Origin of the sequence: Bifidobacterium merycicum DSM 6492 (genome assembly GCF_900129045.1) — a bacterium.
GTDB classification, from domain to species: domain Bacteria; phylum Actinomycetota; class Actinomycetes; order Actinomycetales; family Bifidobacteriaceae; genus Bifidobacterium; species Bifidobacterium merycicum.
This window is the reverse complement of record NZ_FQTX01000002.1, coordinates 496,086-514,905: the sequence shown is the minus strand read 5'-3', so window position 1 is coordinate 514,905 and position 18,820 is coordinate 496,086. Positions and strand designations below refer to the sequence as shown.

At 57.7% G+C, this 18,820-nt stretch carries 17 protein-coding genes and 1 pseudogene; 8 read left to right on the top strand and 10 right to left on the bottom strand.

What is annotated here, in order from left to right:
• Window positions 1–133: 133 nt before the first annotated feature.
• Together BUB29_RS04855 and BUB29_RS04850 are read right to left on the bottom strand one after the other, a co-directional pair.
• Complete coding sequence (locus BUB29_RS04855) at window positions 134–466, bottom strand: branched-chain amino acid transporter permease (protein WP_033523505.1); 333 nt, start codon at window positions 464–466, stop codon at window positions 134–136.
• The gene (locus BUB29_RS04850; RefSeq protein ID WP_052109195.1) at window positions 463–1,257 is read right to left on the bottom strand and encodes an AzlC family ABC transporter permease; all 795 of its coding nucleotides are present in this window, start codon (window positions 1,255–1,257) and stop codon (window positions 463–465) included. The genes BUB29_RS04855 and BUB29_RS04850 overlap by 4 nt, the downstream gene beginning before the upstream one ends.
• A gap of 217 nt (window positions 1,258–1,474) precedes the next feature.
• Between BUB29_RS04850 and BUB29_RS04845 the strand changes: the two genes are divergently transcribed.
• The 4 genes from BUB29_RS04845 to BUB29_RS04830 all read left to right on the top strand — a co-directional run bounded on the left by BUB29_RS04845 (window position 1,475) and on the right by BUB29_RS04830 (window position 5,271).
• On the top strand, window positions 1,475–1,990 hold the full coding sequence (locus tag BUB29_RS04845) for an NAD(P)H-dependent oxidoreductase (protein WP_033523504.1): 516 nt from the start codon (window positions 1,475–1,477) through the stop codon (window positions 1,988–1,990).
• A gap of 148 nt (window positions 1,991–2,138) precedes the next feature.
• On the top strand, window positions 2,139–3,062 hold the full coding sequence (locus BUB29_RS04840; RefSeq protein WP_081888419.1) for a DUF3737 family protein: 924 nt from the start codon (window positions 2,139–2,141) through the stop codon (window positions 3,060–3,062).
• Between the two features lie 10 nt (window positions 3,063–3,072).
• Complete coding sequence (locus BUB29_RS04835; RefSeq protein ID WP_033523503.1) at window positions 3,073–4,257, top strand: MalY/PatB family protein; 1,185 nt, start codon at window positions 3,073–3,075, stop codon at window positions 4,255–4,257.
• Between the two features lie 177 nt (window positions 4,258–4,434).
• The gene (locus BUB29_RS04830; protein WP_033523502.1) at window positions 4,435–5,271 is read left to right on the top strand and encodes an SDR family NAD(P)-dependent oxidoreductase; all 837 of its coding nucleotides are present in this window, start codon (window positions 4,435–4,437) and stop codon (window positions 5,269–5,271) included.
• On the opposite strand, the gene BUB29_RS09955 is transcribed toward BUB29_RS04830, so the two are convergent.
• A complete protein-coding gene (locus BUB29_RS09955; protein WP_033523501.1) occupies window positions 5,225–5,506 on the bottom strand; it encodes a transketolase C-terminal domain-containing protein in 282 nt (93 codons plus the stop codon). The two genes, BUB29_RS04830 and BUB29_RS09955, sit on opposite strands and share 47 nt — an antisense overlap.
• Window positions 5,466–6,197 (bottom strand): 1-deoxy-D-xylulose-5-phosphate synthase N-terminal domain-containing protein, encoded by a 732-nt coding sequence (locus BUB29_RS09950; RefSeq protein ID WP_073117585.1) that lies wholly within the window; start codon window positions 6,195–6,197, stop codon window positions 5,466–5,468. The genes BUB29_RS09955 and BUB29_RS09950 overlap by 41 nt, the downstream gene beginning before the upstream one ends.
• A 94-nt stretch (window positions 6,198–6,291) precedes the next feature.
• Between BUB29_RS09950 and zwf the strand changes: the two genes are divergently transcribed.
• Genes zwf through pgl form a run of 3 tightly spaced genes read left to right on the top strand, consistent with a single transcriptional unit; the run spans window position 6,292 to window position 9,652 of the window.
• The gene (gene zwf / locus BUB29_RS04815) at window positions 6,292–7,851 is read left to right on the top strand and encodes a glucose-6-phosphate dehydrogenase (protein WP_193349153.1); all 1,560 of its coding nucleotides are present in this window, start codon (window positions 6,292–6,294) and stop codon (window positions 7,849–7,851) included.
• A complete protein-coding gene (locus BUB29_RS04810) occupies window positions 7,848–8,804 on the top strand; it encodes a glucose-6-phosphate dehydrogenase assembly protein OpcA (protein ID WP_033523558.1) in 957 nt (318 codons plus the stop codon). The genes zwf and BUB29_RS04810 overlap by 4 nt, the downstream gene beginning before the upstream one ends.
• Window positions 8,805–8,860: 56 nt before the next feature.
• Window positions 8,861–9,652, top strand: a complete 792-nt coding sequence (gene pgl, locus BUB29_RS04805; protein WP_033523497.1) for a 6-phosphogluconolactonase — start codon at window positions 8,861–8,863, stop codon at window positions 9,650–9,652.
• 411 nt (window positions 9,653–10,063) lie between these two features.
• Here the strand turns inward: pgl and BUB29_RS09945 are convergent, their stop codons facing one another.
• Complete coding sequence (locus tag BUB29_RS09945) at window positions 10,064–10,330, bottom strand: helix-turn-helix domain-containing protein (protein ID WP_033523496.1); 267 nt, start codon at window positions 10,328–10,330, stop codon at window positions 10,064–10,066.
• On the opposite strand from BUB29_RS09945, the pseudogene BUB29_RS04800 reads away from it, so the two are divergent.
• Window positions 10,275–10,616, top strand: a pseudogene (locus tag BUB29_RS04800) (ABC transporter ATP-binding protein); the annotation flags it as partial. The gene BUB29_RS09945 and the pseudogene BUB29_RS04800 sit on opposite strands and share 56 nt — an antisense overlap.
• A gap of 117 nt (window positions 10,617–10,733) precedes the next feature.
• Here BUB29_RS04800 and gndA read toward each other — a convergent pair.
• The 5 genes from gndA to xerA all read right to left on the bottom strand — a co-directional run bounded on the left by gndA (window position 10,734) and on the right by xerA (window position 18,793).
• Window positions 10,734–12,182 carry an NADP-dependent phosphogluconate dehydrogenase gene (gene gndA, locus BUB29_RS04795; RefSeq protein WP_033523494.1) on the bottom strand — a complete coding sequence of 483 codons (1,449 nt, stop codon included), beginning with the start codon at window positions 12,180–12,182 and terminating at the stop codon, window positions 10,734–10,736.
• A gap of 86 nt (window positions 12,183–12,268) precedes the next feature.
• On the bottom strand, window positions 12,269–12,886 hold the full coding sequence (locus BUB29_RS04790) for a Type 1 glutamine amidotransferase-like domain-containing protein (protein WP_033523492.1): 618 nt from the start codon (window positions 12,884–12,886) through the stop codon (window positions 12,269–12,271).
• Window positions 12,887–13,099: 213 nt separating this feature from the next.
• Window positions 13,100–16,507 (bottom strand): DEAD/DEAH box helicase family protein, encoded by a 3,408-nt coding sequence (locus BUB29_RS04785; RefSeq protein WP_033523491.1) that lies wholly within the window; start codon window positions 16,505–16,507, stop codon window positions 13,100–13,102.
• 19 nt (window positions 16,508–16,526) lie between these two features.
• Window positions 16,527–17,825 carry a restriction endonuclease subunit S gene (locus tag BUB29_RS04780; RefSeq protein ID WP_051915109.1) on the bottom strand — a complete coding sequence of 433 codons (1,299 nt, stop codon included), beginning with the start codon at window positions 17,823–17,825 and terminating at the stop codon, window positions 16,527–16,529.
• Complete coding sequence (xerA, locus tag BUB29_RS04775; protein WP_033523489.1) at window positions 17,822–18,793, bottom strand: site-specific tyrosine recombinase/integron integrase; 972 nt, start codon at window positions 18,791–18,793, stop codon at window positions 17,822–17,824. The genes BUB29_RS04780 and xerA overlap by 4 nt, the downstream gene beginning before the upstream one ends.
• Window positions 18,794–18,820 lie beyond the last annotated feature (27 nt).

Here is an 18,820-nt window from a genome sequence, read left to right as displayed (position 1 = left end):
AGGTTATTGCTTGTAGCCAAGACCCTCGTTGGACCTTTCCATGGCTATGGAACATAGCGTAAGCCTGACAATCGCATCACCGCGTTACTTCTCACGATATGGGACACGCGCGGCGCCGGTGAGACGCTCAGACCTAGAACACCACCTGCACGAGCAGCATGTAGACCGCGGTACCGCCGGCGATTGAGAGCAGCATGTTGCGTTTCCATACGTGCAGGGCGACGATGACCGTGATGGCCACCGCTTCGGGGATGCCGTGGGTGCCGGAGAACGGCGTCACGTTTTTGAGCGAGTACACCACAAGCAGTCCGCCCATGGCGTAGGGCAGCACCTTGCCCAGGTATTCGACGACGCGCGGCGGGCGTTCCGATTCGGGGAATACGATGAAGGGCAGAAATCGTGTGATGACGGTGCCGAGCACGGCCATGAGGATGGTCACGACGCCTTGCCAGGTTTCCATGGTCATCGTTCGCTCTCCTTCCCTTCAGCGGTCAACGCGTCCACACCCGCATCCGCGCCTGCTCCTGCATCCGTCCCATCCTCCGGTTTGAGATCATCCAGATACCGCCGCAACGCAAGGAACAGCACGAGCATGATGACCAGCGAGGGAACCATGAACCCGTCGGGGCCGAACAACGTCAGGCAGATCACCGGGATCACAATGCCCAGCAGGGCCGCCATATGGCTTTTGCGCTCCGAACTCATCCACTGGTCGAGGAACACCACCACGAACAATCCGGTGAGGATGAATTCAAGTCCGTTGGTGTTCAAAGAGGAGAGCCGCTCCCCCAGCAGGCCGCCGAGCGTCGCGCCGAGCACCCAGTAGAACTGGTTGAGCAGGGTGACGAAGCAGTAGAACCAGCCATGGTCCACGCCCTGCGGGATCTTCGCGCCGGAGTTCACCGCGAAGGTCTCGTCACACAGGCCGTAGATGAGATAGAACTTCTTCACTCCCATGTTCCGGTATTTGCCGAGCATGGAGATGCCGTAGAAGATGTGCCGGGCGCCGATCATGATCGCCAGCAGGAACGCCGCGATGGGATTGAAGGCAGAGAGCAGCAGGTTGACGGTGACGAACTCCATGGAGCCGGTGAAGATGAACGCGCTCATGCACATGGGCCATACGAAGGAAAAGCCTTTGGTGCCCATGAGCACGCCGTATGACAGTGCGAGGAAGAGGAAGCTGACGCATACCGGCAGGCTTTTCGGCACCGCTGCGCGTAGTGCCTTGGAAAGCGTCTCCCTGTTCACCCGCATGCCGGTCCGTCTCCTCTCATCTCCGCCGGCACCCCGTGCGCCGGTATCCGAAATATCATAACCGCGAGCGCGTGGGGAAACGTCTGTGGTGCCATTGATTGCGTCTATATGGTGTTCGTTGTGGTTGTGGGTCCGCGAGCGCGTAGGTGTGGGTGTTGTGGTGTGTGATGTTTACAATGGCCGGTGTAGTTTTGGCTGTTTTGGTTAGGAGTGTCTGTTGAGGACGTTGGTTTTGGTGTTTCATCCGCATTTGGATCGGTCTCGGGTGAATCGTGCGCTTATGGATGTGGCTGCTGGTGTTGATGGTGTGACGGTGGTTGATGAGTATGCGCAGTATCCGGATTTTGTGGTTGATGCGGAGCGTGAGCAGGAGCTGATCGAAACGCATGACCGTATTGTGCTGCAGTTCCCGTTCTACTGGTACAGCTCCCCTGCGTTGCTCAAGCAGTGGGAGGATGCCGTGCTGAAGGCCGGTTGGGCGTATGCCGGCGGTCGTGCGTTGGAGGGTAAGGAGTTCATGGTGGCGGTGTCCACCGGCTCTCCGGCCGAATCGTATACGCGCGAGGGGTCCCATGTGCGCACCATGGAGGAGCTGCTGTCGCCATTCGAGACCACGTTCCGTCATACGCATGCCACATATTTGAAGCCGTTCCTTATCCAGGGTGTGGCCACTGCCACCGACGAGCAGATTGATGCCGCCGTGGCCAAGTATCCGGCGGCGCTTACCGCCTGACCGATCCGGCCGTCCGCCTCGGCCATCTCGGCTATACCGGCGTTGCCGTTGTAGCTGGAAGCAATGGGGAGTCATGTTCGTTTGGAAGGAACATGACTCCCCATTTGACTTCAAGTACTTGAAGTTTCTATTTTATGCAACGGAACATATGAAGGAGCACATGTTGAACAGTATCCAAGACACCACTGATACCACTGACACCGATGGCATGACCGAGATCCGGCAAGCGTTTCTCACCGGCGAGCGCGCCGAGTTCTTTGCGCGGAAGCGTCGGTATGTCGATACTGTTTTCGCCGATGGCGAGTCGCCGTTGAAGCATGCGTGTGATATCGAGCTGGTGGAGAGTTCGTTCAAGTGGAAGTATCCGTTGTGGTATTGCCGGAATGTGGTGGCGCGTGATTGCACGTGGTTCGAGATGGGGCGTGCCGGCGTATGGTATACGGATCATATTGTGGTTGAGGATTCGACGATCGAGGCGCCGAAGAATTTCCGCCGCTGTCATGATGTGGTGTTGCGTAATGTGGATTTTCCCAATGCCGAGGAGACGTTGTGGTCGTGCAGTGGTGTGCGTTTGGAGAATGTGAGCGCGCATGGCGATTATCTGGCGATGAACTGCGCGGATGTGAAGGCCGATAATCTGCGTCTGGTGGGTAATTATCCGTTCGATGGCGCGCATGACGTGGAGATCTCTCACTCCCGTCTGATTTCGAAGGATTGCTTCTGGAACTGTGAGAACGTGACGGTGCGTGACTCGTTCATTTCGGGCGAGTACTTGGCGTGGAATTCGCGCAACGTGACGTTCGAGAACTGCACGATCGAGAGTCTGCAGGGATTGTGTTATGTGGATAATCTGGTGTTGCGCGACTGCCGTCTGGTCAATACGACGCTGGCGTTCGAGTATTCCACGGTGGATGCGGATGTGCGTGGCACGATCGACAGCGTGCTCAATCCGAGTGCAGGCATGATTCGGGCCGATGCGATCGGCGAGTTGACGCTTGACCCGGAGAGGGTCGATCCGTCGGCGACGACGATCGTGACCGCGGCAACGGCATGGAATGCTTCGCAGCAGTAGGATTACCGTCATGACCTATGATTTCGATATTCCTGTTGACCGTTCCGGCACCTACTCGCTCAAATGGGAGGAGGCGGGAGATGCGCTGCCCATGTGGGTGGCGGATATGGATTTCCAGACCGCGCCGGAGATCCGCAAGGCGCTGCGCCGGCGCGTCGAGCATGGTGTGTTCGGCTATTCGATCGTGCCATCCGAGTGGAACCGGGCGTATGCGGACTGGTGGGGCAGGCGGCATGGCCTCGCCGTTGATCCGCAATGGCTGGTGTTCTGCACCGGTGTGGTGCCGGCGATCTCCAGCATGGTCAGGAAACTCACCACGCCGAACGAGAACGTGCTCATCCAGACGCCGGTCTACAACATCTTCTTCAATTCGATTCTCAACAACGGCTGTCGGGTGCTCGAATCCCCGCTTGTCTACGACGGCGAGGGCCATTATGCGATTGATTGGACCGATCTTGAGGCGAAGCTCGCCGACCCGCAGACCACGTTGATGATCCTATGCAACCCGCACAATCCAATCGACCGCATCTGGGATCGCGAGACCCTGGAGCGTATCGGAGAGCTGTGCTGGGAGCATCATGTGACGGTGATCAGCGACGAGATCCACTGCGACCTGACCGACCCGGGTTTCGCATACGTGCCGTTCGCCTCGGTGAGCGAGCATTGCGCGATGAACTCGGTGACCTGCATGGCACCGACCAAGACCTTCAACATCGCGGGGCTCAACTCCGCGGCCGTGATGATTCCGAATCCGGTGTTGCGACACAAAGTATGGCGGGCACTGAACACCGACGAGGTGGCCGAGCCGAACGCGTTCGTCATGAGTGCCACACTGGCCGCGTTCACCGAAGGCGAACCATGGTTGGACGAACTGCGCGCCTATCTGGCCGGCAACAAGACGGTCGCACGCTCGATGTTCGACGAATACAACGCCTCCGTGCCGGCCGGCCGACGCATCATCATGGTCGAAGGCCACGCCACCTACCTGCTGTGGGTCGACTGCTCGGCCATCACGCATGATACCGACGCGTTGTGCGACTATCTGAACCATGAGTGCAAGGTAATGTTCTCGCAAGGCTCCAAATACGGTGGCAACGGCCATGACTTCGTGCGTATCAACGTGGCCTGCCCCCGCGCACGCATGGTCGAAGGGCTCACACGCTTCCTCGAAGGGCTGAACACGTACCACGCCTAGCGGGCAAGCCACGGCAGCGGCCTATTCGCCGGGTTCGCTCGCCACTTCGCGCACACAGTCGAGGAACACCCGGGCCGGCGGGGTGAGTCGCCCGACCGCATTACGCCATCGATCCCCTGCTCCCGGCCCGACGCCTCTACACTGGAAGCAACGGCACTCATCGACGGCGAGGTTGATATGGCATACGCACTCATCACCGGGGCATCCAGCGGCATCGGCCGCGAACTGGCGTCACTGTTCGCGGCAAACGGCTACGACATAGTGATCACGGCGCGGAACCAAGAACGCCTCAACACCGTACAAACCGCATTGAAACAGCAATACCAGGTGCGGGTCGTGGTATTCGCCGCCGATCTGAGCGAACCGGACGCACCGCAAAGGCTGCATGACTTCACCACGTCGCATGGAATCTCCATCGAATATCTGGTCAACAACGCCGGCTTCGCGGATTGGACCGGATATCTCGATGCCGATTGGAGCCGCCAACAGGAAATGATGCGGCTCAACATGGAGGCGCTCGCCGAACTCACCTACCGCTATGGCCGCGACATGCGCCGCGCCGGGCACGGCAGAATCCTCAACATATCATCGGTCGCCTCGATGATGGCCGGCCCCTACATGGCGGTCTACTTCGCCTCGAAGGCGTTCGTGCGCTCGCTGTCGGAAGCCGTAGCCTACGAGCTACGCAATACGGGTGTGACGGTGACCTGCGTATGCCCCGGGCCGACCACCACCGGTTTCGCCAAGGCCGCCAACATGCACGGACGCAACTTCTTCACCATGACCAGGCCGGCCAGCGCACGCCAGTTGGCGGCATACGCCTACCGCAGGATGATGCGCGGCACCACACTCGCCTACCATGGCCCACTCACCAGGGCGGGCGCACTTGCGGAACGACTGCTCCCTCGAGCCGCCATCCGCCGGCTCGCCGCGTTCATGAACGGCGGCGAGCCGAATAGCCGATCCGTCAGCGCAACACCTCAAGCACATCCTGAACGATCTGCTCAGGATTGAGACGGTAACGCGCATACAGCGTCTCCGTGGGCTCACGGTCGGTGAGTTCCTTATGCGCGCCATAGGTGAGCACCTTCATATCGGAGGAGCCGTAGTAGGCGGCGATGCGCTCGCCGAAGCCGCCGACCAGCGAACCGTCCTCCAAAGTCACGATCACGCTGTGGCCGTCCTTGAGCGCTTCAAGCATGGCCCCATCAAGATCGGAGTAGACGCGCGGATCGAGGCCCGCCAGCATGGTCGATGGACCAGTCGAGCATGGCGAAGTACTCCTCCTTGATGGCCGGCGCAAGACCGGTCAGACCGGGAATGGTGTTCGTCATGGCGATGGGGAAATAGCTGGCGTGCGTATTGTCGCCGGGGCCGATGGCGTCGCCGAATCCAGCGGTGATGATGGCGGCCGCATTGCCTTGCAGGACGAGATCCTGCTGCAACTGGTCATAGGCACGCTGCAGGAACGTGGAGGCCACCTCGTACACCGGCTTGCCCCCGGCCTTGGCGATACCCGAGATCTCGGCCACCGCATGCTGTTCGGCGATGCCGGCATCGACGAACTGGCCGTCCGCCACATATCGGTAATCGAGTCCGAAGGCGCGGAACAGGTTGTGCTCGGATGCGCCGTTGGTGGCGCGCAGTTCGGCGAGCCCCTTGTAGATGCCGCCGTGGTTCGGAGCGATGGACATCTCGTTGTCGTTGACGATGATGATGAGGTTGGTGTTCATCTCGCCCGCGTTGTCGAGGCCTTCGAGCGCTTCGCCTTCGCTGAGCGAGCCGTCGCCGATGAAGGCGATGACGTTCTCCGTGCGCCCGCACAGGTCACGCCCCTGGCCATGCCCACCGCCATGGAGATGAACTTGAGTCCATATCGTTCCAATCAGCCTAGGCGACCAGTGGACTATACAGACTGCGAGGCTGTTCGCTTTTCCCACGGAATCGTTACGTTCTCGCCGGAAAACACGACAACGTATGCGACATGCGGATTATCGCAGCATCGGGTGCGGTCATGGGGCTAGTATGTGTCGCATGACTCAAACCGTTTCAACCGCATTCGACACGGACTCGTGGTCGAACCCGCTGCGCGACCCTCGCGATCTGCGTCTGCCGCGCATCGCAGGCCCATGCAGCATCGTGATCTTCGGCGTGACCGGCGATCTGTCCCGCAAGAAGCTGCTTCCCGCAATCTATGATCTGGCCAACCGCGGCCTGCTGCCGCCGAGCTTCGGTCTGACGGGGTTCGCACGCCGTGACTGGACCGAAGACCATTTCAAGGATTTCGTCAAGGAGAACGTGCAGGCGCACTGCCGCACGCCGTTCAAGGAATCGACCTGGAAGCAGCTTGCCTCGGGCATCCGCTTCGTGCAGGGCACCTTCGACGACCCGCAGGCATTCGAACGCCTGTCCGACACCGTGGCCGAGCTTGACCGCGACCGCGGTACGCGCGGCAATCACGCGTTCTACATGTCCGTGCCGCCGCGCGCCTTCCCGCAGGTCTCCCGTCAGCTGGCCGACTGCGGCCTAGCGAAATCCTCACAGGGCGCATGGCGCCGTGTCATCATCGAAAAGCCGTTCGGCCACGACCTGGCCAGCGCCAAGGAGCTCGATCGCGTGGTCTCCGAAGTGTTCGACCCGTCGAGCGTGTTCCGCATCGACCATTATTTGGGCAAGGAGACCGTGCAGAACATCCTGGCGTTGCGTTTCGCCAATGCCATGTACGAGCCGATCTGGAACAACAACTACGTCGACCATGTGCAGATCACGCATGCCGAGGACATCGGCGTGTCGGGACGTGCCGGCTACTACGACGGCATCGGCGCCGCGCGAGACATCATCCAGAACCATCTGCTGCAGCTCATGGCATTGACCGCCATGGAGGAGCCCGTCTCCTTCTCCGCCGCCGACCTGACCGCCGAGAAGACCAAGGTGCTTTCCGCCGTCCGCCTGCCCAAGGATCTGGCTGCGCACACCGCGCGAGGCCAGTACGCCGCCGGCTGGCAGGGTTCGCACGAGGTGGTCGGCTATCTGGACGAGAAGGGCATCGACCCCGAGTCCACCACCGAGACCTATGCCGCGATTCGCCTGGACGTCGACACCCGCCGCTGGGCCGGCGTGCCGTTCTATCTGCGTACCGGCAAACGCCTGGGCAAGCGCGTCACGGAAATCGCCGTGGTGTTCAAACGCGCCCCGCACCTGCCGTTCGAGTCGACCGCCACCAAGGAGCTCGGCAAGAACGCGATCGTGATCCGCGTGCAGCCGGATGAGGGTGTGACCATGAGGTTCGGCGCGAAGGTGCCGGGCGGCACGTCGATGGAGGTTCGTGACGTGTCGATGGACTTCGGTTATGGCCGTTCGTTCACCGAATCCTCCCCGGAGGCTTATGAGCGTCTGATCCTCGACGTGCTGTTGGGCGATCCGCCGCTGTTCCCCACCACCGAGGAGGTCAATCTTTCGTGGAGGATCCTCGATCCGATCGAGGAGTTCTGGTCGACGCTCGGCCAGCCGCAACCGTACCGTTCCGGCACGTGGGGCCCCGAGGAGGCCGTTGAAATGCTCGCCCGCGATGGACATCGTTGGAGGATGCCGTGATCATTACCATGCGCAATACCGAGACCCGTGAGATCTCGGCGAAGATCGACGAACTGCATGAGGAGCGTGGCGAGGCCGCGCTCGGACGTGTGCTCACCCTGCTCATCTCCACCAATGAGGAGGCGCTCGAACGTGATTTGGAGGTCGCCAACAACGCGAGCCGCGAGCATCCCTGCCGTGTGATCGCCGTGGCCCCCAGCAGTCGCAGGGCCGTTCCCTCGGAGGATGGCGAGGAGCGTTCCACTTTCCTTGACGCACAGATCCGTTTCGGTTCGGATGCCGGCGCCGGTGAGATCATCGTGCTGCGTCCGCGCGGCGGTCTCGTGCGTCACGCCGACACTTTGGTGATTCCGCTGCTCGTGCCCGATACGCCCGTGGTGGCGTGGTGGCCGAACGAGGCACCCGCGAACCTGTCGAAGGATCTGTTGGGTTCCATGGCCAGCAGTCGCATCACCGACGCGATGCACTCCTCGAATCCGCAGCGCACGATGGACGATCTGCGTCGCAACCGTTCCGTGAAGGACGTGGACATGTCGTGGACGCGTCTGACCATATGGCGCGCGATGATCGCCTCGATGCTCGACCAGCCGCCGTATCTGCCGGTGAGCAATGTGCGCGTGACCGGCGAGAAGGATTACCTGCCGTTGACCCTGTTGGCCGCATGGCTGCGATTGAGGCTCAACGTGCCCGTGATGATCGAGGATGATCCGAACGCCACCGCCGTGACCGGCGTGTATCTGACGCGCGGTGACGGCGTGCTGAGCCTGGAACGCCCCTCCACGGATGACGGGTTCGCCGTGATCAGCGTGCCCGGCCAGTCCCCGCAGACCATCAGCGTGCCGGCGCGAACGCTTGAGGAATGCCTCAGCGAGGAGCTCGGACGCCTCTACCCCGATGAGATCTACAGCGAGGTCGTCTCGCAAGGCTTGGAGCTCGTCAAGCCCAAACGGTAGTCGGCGTGCCAAAGCCGATACCGCTTGTATCAAGAACGCCTATCAAAGGAACAAACGTGACAGAACGCAAGACCATCGTCTATCCGAACCCGCAGGTGCTGGCCGAGGCCGTGGCCGCACGCACGCTGCTGACCATCATCGACCTGCTGGCCGAACCGGGGCGGACCCGCGTGGATATCGCCGTGACGGGCGGCACCGACGGCAACCGCGTATTCGCCGCGGCGAATGCCAGTCCGTTGAACGATGCCGTGGACTGGAGCCGCGTGCACGTGTGGTGGGGCGACGAACGCTTCGTGGCGGCCGATGACGACGACCGCAATGCGAAGCAGGCTCGCGAAGCCTGGTACGGTGCGCTTGTGGAAGATGGACGCATGCCTGCCGGGAACGTCCATGCGATGCCTGCCGACACCCGTAGCGCTACCGAGATTGCGGCGGCCTCCCCTGAACAGACCGATGCGGTGCTGGCCGAGGCCGCCGCCGAATACCAGCGTGAGCTGACTGCGCAGCTGGGAGAAAATCCGGCATTGGATATCGCGATGTTCGGCATGGGACCGGACGCGCATTTCGCATCCTTGTTCCCCGACCATGGCGAATCCGAGATCGCCGACCCCCACGTACTGGTGGCGGGCGTGCGCGATTCGCCGAAGCCGCCGCCGCTGCGACTGACGCTGACCGTGCCAATGATTGCCCGTTCGAAGCACACGTGGGTGTTCACCTCCGAAGAGCGCAAGGCGGGCGCGGTCAAGGCCGCCTTCGCCCAGCGGAACAACCCGCACGCCCCAAGCTCCTACGCCGACGGCGAGGAACTGCTTTGGCTCATCGACAGTGGCGCCGCCTCCGAACTGTGATTTCATAGGAACGGCATGGGTGAGGTTGCTTTCGCGACATGAATCGTGAAAGCAACCTCTCTTTTTATCTCATGTCGGAAGGCATGTCTGGTTCCGTAGGTGGTTTGGGGCTTCCGTAGGTGGTTTGGGGCTTCCGTAGGTGGTTATCTCAAGTATCAAGGCCATGAAAAGGCTGGTTTCCGGCCTTTTCCGCAGCGAGTATCCAAGGCCAACCACCTACGGAACGCAAAAACCTCCTACGGAATCCCGTGCTGCCGCCCATTCCTCCGACTGGCGAAAACTACTCAGACAACTTCAAAATCCCGATCCGTCAAAGACAAGGAGCTCCTCCATCCCATCAGCAACGGCGCCATAGCAGGGACAAGAACACCCCTACCTGAAGATCTCAGTGACAGCCTCCATGCAGATGCGCTACCGCCGCTTCGTGATATTCCCGATAAAGACGCCCAGCGCATCGGCGTATTTGCGGAACAGCGGCAGAGACACATCCTGTTCCTCCACGGTCAATGCTCCAAACGCCTCCCCCTCGGCCTCGGCCAACGGCTTCATGATGCCGTCGACGAGTTCCCTGCCGGAAACGGTCAGATAGATGTGCTTGTTCTTTTTGTTCCCGTCCTCGCGCGTTCTGGATGAGGGATGCGTAGCCGGAATCGGCACACATGAGCAACTGATGGCCATTGCTCGGGCGATTCTGGCGAATCCGACCATTCTGATTTTGGACGAGGCCACTTCCAGTGGAGACACCCGCACCGAATTGGAGATACAGAAGGCCATGGAGACGCTGATGCGGGGCCGGACCAGCGTCATCATCGCGCATCGCCTCTCCACCATTCGGAACGCGGACCGCATCCTTGTAATGAACCACGGAACCATTATCGAGCAGGGCAGCCATGACGAGCCGATCGCAAAACACGGCTTCTATGCCGACCTGTACAACAGCCAATTCGAGGCAACGGCACGCTAGCAATGCATCATGGCACGCTGTTCCCCGAACACCGACGAGACAGAATAAGGGGCTTTGCAACACCAGATTGCAAAGCCCCTTATTCTACCGTTTTTTACTACGGGTTCAGGCCTTTGTTCAGGCCTCGATCTCCTCGCGGCCCGGCTCGGCCCACAGGGTGTGGAACGCGCCCGGCTGATCCACACGCTGGTAGGTGTGGGCGCCGAAATAGTCGCGCTGGCCCTGGATGAGGGCGGCGGGCAGACGCGGGGAACGCAGACCGTCGAAGTACGAGAGCGACGAAGCGAACGCCGGGGTCGGCAGGCCGTTAAGCGCTGCCTGGGCCACCACGTTGCGCCAGGAGGATTCGGCGGTTTCGATGGCGTTCTTGAAGTACGGGGCGAACAGCAGCGACACGTTGGCCTCACCGGATTCGAACGCTTCGGAGATGCGGTTAAGGAACTTCGCGCGGATGATGCAGCCGCCACGCCAGATGCGTGCCACGGCGGCCAGGTCGATATCCCAGCCGTATTCCTTGGCGGCGGTGGTGATCTCGTTGAAGCCCTGGGCATAGGCGACGATCTTGGAGGCGTAGAGGGCCTGGCGGATGTCTTCGATGAAGGCCTTCTTCTCCTCGCTGTTCAGGTTCAGTTCGCCGTTCGGGCCGGCGAAGCCCTGCTTGGCGGCTTCCTCACGCAGATCCGCCTCGGAGGACAGGCCACGGGCGAACACGGCTTCGGCGATGCCGGTGACCGGTACGGCCAGGGACAGCGCGGTCTGCACGGTCCAGGTGCCGGTGCCCTTCATGCCGGCATGGTCCACAATCAGGTCGACCAGCGGCTTGCCGGTCTTCTTGTCGACCTGGTGCAGCACTTCGGCAGTGATCTCGATGAGGTAGGAGTCAAGTTCGGTCTTGTTCCACTGCTCGAACACGTCGCCGATCTCGGCCGGGGTCATGCCCAGGCCGCGGCGCATAAGATCGTAGCTTTCTGCAATGAGCTGCATGTCGGAGTATTCGATGCCGTTGTGCACCATCTTGACGAAGTGACCGGCACCATTCAAGCCGATGTGGGCGACGCACGGCTCGCCTTCGGCCTTGGCCGCGATGGATTCGAAGATCGGCTTCAGCGTCTTCCAGGATTCCTCGGAACCGCCCGGCATCATGGACGGCCCGAGCAGGGCGCCCTCCTCGCCGCCGGAGACGCCGCAGCCCACGAAATGCAGGCCACGTGCGCTGATTTCCTTCTCACGGCGGATGGTGTCGGGGAAGTAGGCGTTGCCGGCATCGACGATGATGTCGCCCGGCTCCATCAGGTCGGCGAGCGCGTTGATCATGGCGTCGGTGGGTTCGCCTGCCTTGACCATGATGATGGCGGTGCGCGGCTTGACGAGGCTGTCTACGAATTCCTCAAGGGTTTTGGCCGGGTAGAATTCGCCTTCGGTGCCGTGCTCGTTCATGAGCTTTTCGGTGCGGGCGTAGGTGCGGTTGAATACGGCGACCTTGTTGCCGTGGTGTGCGAGATTGCGTGCGAGGCTGCCGCCCATTGCGGCCAGGCCGACGACGCCGACGTTTGCTTCAGCTGACATGCGTTACCTTCCATTGAGAAGAGGCTTGGATCAAACGCTGTATAGTCTATAACCCTGCTTGCCCAGCGTTGCCGTGCGTCTCGCTTTCAGCGTTCGACGAGTTCGATGTGTGGGCCATTGACAAGTACGGCCTGATCGTCGCGGATGGGCACCATGTGGTCGTCGCTGTTGCTGTGGCGCATGATTTCGGCCGCGGATTCGCCGAGGGCTGGGCCGTCGATGTGGGGCACGATGTTGAAGTCCACGAGTCCCAGGCCCGCGTAGTTGCTGTCGAGGTAGGGGGCGGGGTCTTCGCTGTCCATGCGTTTGATGTATTCGATGTTGGGCCCGGCCACCACGGCTCCGGCTGATTCGCCGATGTAGGTTTTGCCTTCCCGCACGGCTTGTGCGATGAGCTCATCGGCCGATGAGTAGCGCAGGGATTGGAGAAGATAGAAGGTGTTGCCGCCGGTTACGTAGATCATGCTGCTGGAGGCGATGGTAGTTTTGATGTCGTGGTAGGAGGCGACGGCCACGTCGATCTCCTGCACGTTGAGGCCGAGGGCGCGTAGCTTCCATTTGGCCATGCGGTTGAAGAAGCCGGTGAAGTCCTTCATGCTTGCAGTGGGGATGAAGGTGACTGTTCTGCCTTTGAGATCAGGTTCGATGCGTTCGAGCTTGTGGCTGACCGGCGCGAATGCGGATACCAGCATCAGCTTGCTCATGATCCCCTCCCCCCTTGTGGTTTCTTTGTGTTTCTGCGGTTTCGCCACAGCGGTTTGCGCATAACCGCGTGATTTGTCTGAACGTTTTCACGGTAGCGGCTTCCCCTTACAGAACACTGGGCGTATGGCTCTGGGCGGAATCGGAAGCAGGAATGGCAAGGCACAGCACACCGGGGAGCGCTGTGCCTAAACGAAGCTTTTCCTCTTCCGATATCACGCCGCAGGTTCCAACGCATTGGCATTCAATCGGTCGATGCAGGCTTTCAGAGCCATCAAGTCATCACCATTGTCGAACAATTGGAAGAGCGGCTTGGGCTTGTCAAACGGGGGCTTGACAAGATCTTCCATCTTCAGATAACCGTTTTGTTCAACATAAGCGATGATTTTCTCCATCAGCGCGCTTTGCGAGGAGCTGAGAGCATGCCTATTGATGAACGAGGCGAAGGCATCCATTGTTGCTTGGTGATCGAGCTTGACGATCCGCCGTATGGCCAAACCAAGCGGAACATCATACTCCTTCTGATATTCCTCCTTCGAGCCGAGTTTGTGGGTCATGATGTCCTCAAGCTCGGAGTAGTCCTCTTTGGTAAGAGGTTTGTTGTAATGGAGCTTCTGAATCACCTCATCGTCACGATGCTCGTTGACGTACCGGTTGAGCTTCTGCTTATAGCTTTCGTAGTGCTCGGTGGTGTCAAATTCCTGTCCTTCCATGCGGGTGAGCACCGGATCTTTCAGATCGGTGATGATGGTCTTGCGCGTGTTCGCGTCGACGATGAATCGTATGAGGCCACGAAGCGTAATGCGGATTCTTTCCAGCTCTTCAAGCGAGGCATTCTCCAGATAGTCCGGTTCATCGCTGATTCGCCTAATCATGCTTTCCTGCGCCTTGACCTGAGGGATGGTCATACGCTCCTTGAGCTGCGAGGCGGTGGCATGAATCTTCGATGTATATTTCGCGGTGTTCTGCCCCATCATCGAGGCAATCATAAGCCCATACATCAGCACGTCAAAACGCAACGCATATTCATCTTCGCCTTCATAATGAGCCAAAGGCGCAAGCTCGCCCGTCAAATCATGAACGGCGATTTCGTTAATGTAGTCGAAAGCCTTGATGTTCCGATACTTTTCAACGAATTCGCGCCTCAATCGAACGGATGTCTTGTTCGCATCAAGCGATGCTATCTGGTCGTGAACATCCTGAACGAGTTCCTTACGCCAGCCCAAGAGCTTTTCCTCGGAAGTGAATTCGCTCGCCTGCAACGCATGGATCAGTTCCACTTTCCGACCGAAAATCTGTTCGCTTAACGAGGCAACTGGCTTCTCTTCAATGCTTTTTGTCTGCTCACGGAAGAATTCGAAGTTGCCGCAGTAGTCGAAGATGCAGAAGCGTCGCTTGTCGGTGTATTCCCCATCAATGCCGTCCACGCAGTCGAGGCCTTCGCATAGGCGGGTGCCACGGCCGATCATCTGCCAGAACTTGATACGGGAGCGAACCTTCTTGAAGAAGACGAGATTCATGACTTCCGGCACATCCACACCGGTATCCATCATGTCCACAGAGACGGTGATGACGGGTAACGGCTTACGCTTGAAATCCTGGATAATGGCACGCGAATAGTCTTCGCTATGCACCACTACTTTGGCGAAACCGTTCTTGGCAAGGTTGGGGTAAAGGGCACCGAACCGTTCCACGATGAAATGGGCGTGCTTCTGATTCTGCGCGAAGATGATAGTCTTGCCGATCTGCTCACCGCCTTTGGTACGAATGCCGTGTTCCATGAGGTCCTGCAGAACAATGTCTACGGTGTTGGCGTTCATGACGAATTTGTTTAATGCCGCCGCATCGATATGATCCGGCACCGCGATGCCGTCCTCTCCATCATCTTCGCCGAAATCCTCCTCGTATCGTTCCTTGTCTTCTTCAGTCAAGTCATCATAGGTGATGCCTTCATTGGTGAACTTGGTGGTGGCTTCGATGTTGTAGAACGGCACGAGGTAATGATCCCGTTCCACTGCGGTCTTGTACTCGTAGAGGTAGGTCGGCACTCCATGCTCGACCTGGAAGAAGTCGTAGGTGTTGCGACTCACCTCGTTGCGAGGCGTTGCCGTCAAACCGACAATCAGTGCGTCGAAATGGTTGAAGATGTCCTTGTACTTCTTGAAGATGGAACGATGCGCTTCGTCCACGATGATGAGGTCGAAATGCCCCGGAGAAAATACAAGCTTGCCTTCATCGGATTTCTCCACGTCGATCGCGCCGATCATCGTCTGGTACGTGGAGAACACTACCCGGGCATCGGTATCATGCTTGTTCTCACAAAGATTGCACAGCGACCATTCCGGATAGTATTCGCCATAAGCGCTTTTCGCCTGTCTGACCAGTTCAACGCGGTCGGCGAGGAACAACACGTTCTTCACAAGGTGGGAGCGCATAAGCACATCCGTCAGCGCAGCGGAGACACGGGTCTTGCCGGTTCCCGTGGCCATGACCAGCAGTCCACGGCGCTTACCCTGATTAAGGGCTTCGCAGAATGCCCGGATCGCTTCGACCTGATAGTAGCGTCCGGCAACCGCCAGATTCACCTGAACCGTCAACGGGTCCAAGGCCTGCTTACGACGGTTCATCAGCCTCTGCAGATCATCCTGCGAGAATACACCTCCGACAGGGCGATACGGCCCGTTCTCGTCATCCACGAAATACGTGGTGTACCCATTGCTGAGGAAAATCAGCGGACGGTACCCGAATTCACGTTCCAGACAGGCGGCGTACTGGCGGGATTGTTCAAGTCCCTTCTTCGGATCGTAGGCGGTCCTCTTGGCTTCGATGATGGCCAGCGGCTTACCGTCTCTGCCTTTGAGGTAGTAGTCGATATAACCGATCTGTCCTTCGTTGCCTTCCATGCCGAGGACTTTGCGCTCTTTGACAACTTCCGTTTCGGAGTCGACATTCCAGCCGGCTACGCGCAGGTCAAAGTCGATAAATTGCTGACGCGTCTCATATTCACTCAGGTCCAGCTCACTGTCCGGCATGGGCGGTCGCTTGGTTTTCTCTACAGACAGTGCTTCGCGGGCTTGCTCAAGCTGCTGCTTGAGCTCGTCAATCTGCCTGTCTTTCTCATCAAGCTCGCTAGCAAGCTCTTTTCGAGCCACTTCCTCCTTGGCCTTGACCTCCTTCTGTGAAAGGGCCTGCTGAATGCGCGGTACCTGTTGGATGTCAAAAGAACGCTTCTTGTACTGCTTACCGTAGGTGTAGTCGATCCACTGGATGAACTGGAACAGCAGCTTCAAGTCAAACATCGCATCGCTGGCGCTGATGCGTATCTTGCTGTGAATGGTGTTGTTACCGTTCTTGACGATGTATTGGAACGATTTCAGCATCTGCTCGCTGCCTATGGCCCGCTGGAATGTAGGCTCATGCAGCAATGATTGGAGGTTCCCCCTGTATGGAAATGTGATGGAGGAATCCACCGCGAACACCCATTTCACCGCGAGCTCCAATGCTTTGCGTGCGGCCATGGCACACAGTGTTGGCGAAATGGAGAAACTATGCTCTGCTTCTACGCACGGAACAGCGAACATCTTGTAATCATCCTGATCAAGCAGGAATGCAAAATTGCTCATGACAGACCCCTTCGTTCATTCACAGAGCGAAATACTTTTGCGTAAGGCTATCGTACAACTCTTGCAGCTCGAATAACGCGCATTCCGTCACTTCTCTTACGCTGTGCAGAGCCTCATTGGGAATACGACCAGAATTATTATGCACACTACAGCTTATTGCATAGTTTTTCACATTTATTGTCCCAGTGAACGTTCCAGCAAATCGCGATTTGTCTACCTGCGCAGCAAAATCAGCGAATTGTTGCTGCAGCTCCGCCGAGGGTAAGAAAACATCAATCCGGCTGAATTTTGCCATCGAAATGTTTTGCATTGAACCGCTCGTTCCGGTTGACGCCTTGGATATTTCAGCCCGAACTCTCTCTGTCGACAATAAGTATTTGAGAAATAGAGAATTGACCCCCTCAGCAGGATCAAGACGCCACAGCTTATCAGGGAGGAATAATTGTTCATAGTCATCATCAACAATTGCAGTAGCTCCAACCATCTCACTCGTATTTGCTCGACTAAAAAGTAAATCTCCTTTTCGCGGGTGAATCATTTTTATATTCGAGACATCATCAACCACTTTATATTCATTTGGCTTAAAGAACCCTTTCGTAACAGCACTGATCTTTAGTACTGCAAACTCACCCGGCAATATTGACCTCTGCTTGCCACTTACATTAGTGCCTGACACTATTCCTGAAAACAACTGCCCCATTTGACGAGCTTGAAATAGTTTGTCATTCCCAAACATTTCGACAAACCGGGATTTGACGAGAGAATCAAGCTCATGAAGAACATCCTTCGCTTTTTGAAGCTGTTCATCGATGAAATCAAGTTTTGCTGCTATATCTTCCTGTTCCTCAAGTGAGGGCAAAAAGATAACGGACCGTCCAAGTGTCCTTTTGTTCAGTGTCTTCCCCATAACAGCAGCATTCGTCCCCGCAGCCCAATCTTTTGAGCGGCATTGATGGTACATAAAACTGGTGTCAACCGGATACAAGCCTTTATTGATAAAAGCCATAATGGCTTCGTTTGTGTACACAGGCTCTGTCGTTATCGATGTCTTGCCAAGGGATAATTTAAAGCTCATCAACACCGTATTCGCCGGAGTCAGTTTAATGCCAGATTCTTTTACTGCAAAATCATTAATCCGTTCTTTCGTCTTGCCAACATACTTACCGAAGGAACCCAAATCTGCTATAGAGACCCAGTCATGATTGCCATCGCGCCAGTACAAGGGATTCTTCCGCGACGGAGTCTTTCCCATCTGCAAATCAAATACATCGGGAATACGTACTCTATGTCCGTCAAATTGGTGTTTGCTGGGTGTCATGATATGAATTTGCGATGGGAACGCTTGACGTTGCTTTGATCCACCTGCGCATAGCAAAGAGTCGTGTCGATTTTACTGTGTCCGAGCAGCACCTGCACCTGTTCAATTGGCATTCCTTTATCAATAGCCTTCGTCGCAAGCGTTCGCCTGAATTTATGCGGATGCACATGCTTGACGCCTGAGACCTTGCCAAGCTTGCGAAGCCTAGCCTCCACACCGCTGATCTCCAATCGATTAAATGGACGTTGCAGGGAAACGAACAAGGCGGGCTCGTCATCCATTCGCTGTTCAAGGTATACGAGCAGATGAGTTTTCGCACGGGCATCGAAGTAGACTCGTCGTTCCTTGTCCCCTTTGCCGTGGACCACACATTCGCGTGCATCGAAGTCGATATCACGACGATTCAGCTGCACCAGCTCGCCTACCCTGATGCCCGTAGATGTCAATAAATCAATCATTGCAAGGTCACGCGTCTCCTTGCAGGAGTCACGGAGTTGTTCAAGCGATTCGTCCGAATACACGGGTTTCAACGTTCTCGAAGTCCTGATTTTCTTGATTCTACGTACAGGGCTTTTGTAAATGTAGTCTTCCTCTTCAAGCCAGGAGAAGCAACTGGAGATGACGCGGCGGATGTTGTCGATTGTTGTCTTGCCTACGCGGCCATCACGCGAATATCGTGTGAGATAGTCGCGAATATCGTCGGTGGTGATGTCGTGAGCCGGCTTGGAGATTTCCGTAGCAAAACGGGACAATGTGGTCGCATAGTAACGCAACGACCGTTCTGAACAACCTTCGAGCTTCTTCGCGGCAAGAAACAAGTCTATGCATTCGGTCATTGTTTCGGGACCGCGTGGATTCCCACCTTTCTCAGTTAGACAGGCCACAAGCACCGTATGAAGTTCCGAAGCCTGCTCATCATTCAGCATAGGGGCCATAAGACGGTCAATTCGTTCGATTGTCTGTTGCATGAGAAAAGGCACCTCCTTGTTGGTTTC

Bases quoted from the DNA above. Each gene is read 5' to 3' on its own strand.
- BUB29_RS04830 (WP_033523502.1), top strand. From the start codon at position 4,435: ATGGCATACGCACTCATCACCGGGGCATCCAGCGGCATCGGCCGCGAA.
- BUB29_RS04835 (WP_033523503.1), top strand. From the start codon at position 3,073: ATGACCTATGATTTCGATATTCCTGTTGACCGTTCCGGCACCTACTCG.
- zwf (WP_193349153.1), top strand. From the start codon at position 6,292: ATGACTCAAACCGTTTCAACCGCATTCGACACGGACTCGTGGTCGAAC.
- BUB29_RS09945 (WP_033523496.1), bottom strand. From the start codon at position 10,330: ATGGCCATCAGTTGCTCATGTGTGCCGATTCCGGCTACGCATCCCTCA.
- xerA (WP_033523489.1), bottom strand. From the start codon at position 18,793: ATGCAACAGACAATCGAACGAATTGACCGTCTTATGGCCCCTATGCTG.
- BUB29_RS09955 (WP_033523501.1), bottom strand. From the start codon at position 5,506: ATGCTGGCGGGCCTCGATCCGCGCGTCTACTCCGATCTTGATGGGGCC.
- BUB29_RS04850 (WP_052109195.1), bottom strand. From the start codon at position 1,257: ATGCGGGTGAACAGGGAGACGCTTTCCAAGGCACTACGCGCAGCGGTG.
- BUB29_RS04780 (WP_051915109.1), bottom strand. From the start codon at position 17,825: ATGACACCCAGCAAACACCAATTTGACGGACATAGAGTACGTATTCCC.
- gndA (WP_033523494.1), bottom strand. From the start codon at position 12,182: ATGTCAGCTGAAGCAAACGTCGGCGTCGTCGGCCTGGCCGCAATGGGC.
- BUB29_RS04855 (WP_033523505.1), bottom strand. From the start codon at position 466: ATGACCATGGAAACCTGGCAAGGCGTCGTGACCATCCTCATGGCCGTG.
- BUB29_RS04785 (WP_033523491.1), bottom strand. From the start codon at position 16,507: ATGAGCAATTTTGCATTCCTGCTTGATCAGGATGATTACAAGATGTTC.
- BUB29_RS04790 (WP_033523492.1), bottom strand. From the start codon at position 12,886: ATGAGCAAGCTGATGCTGGTATCCGCATTCGCGCCGGTCAGCCACAAG.
- BUB29_RS04840 (WP_081888419.1), top strand. From the start codon at position 2,139: ATGAAGGAGCACATGTTGAACAGTATCCAAGACACCACTGATACCACT.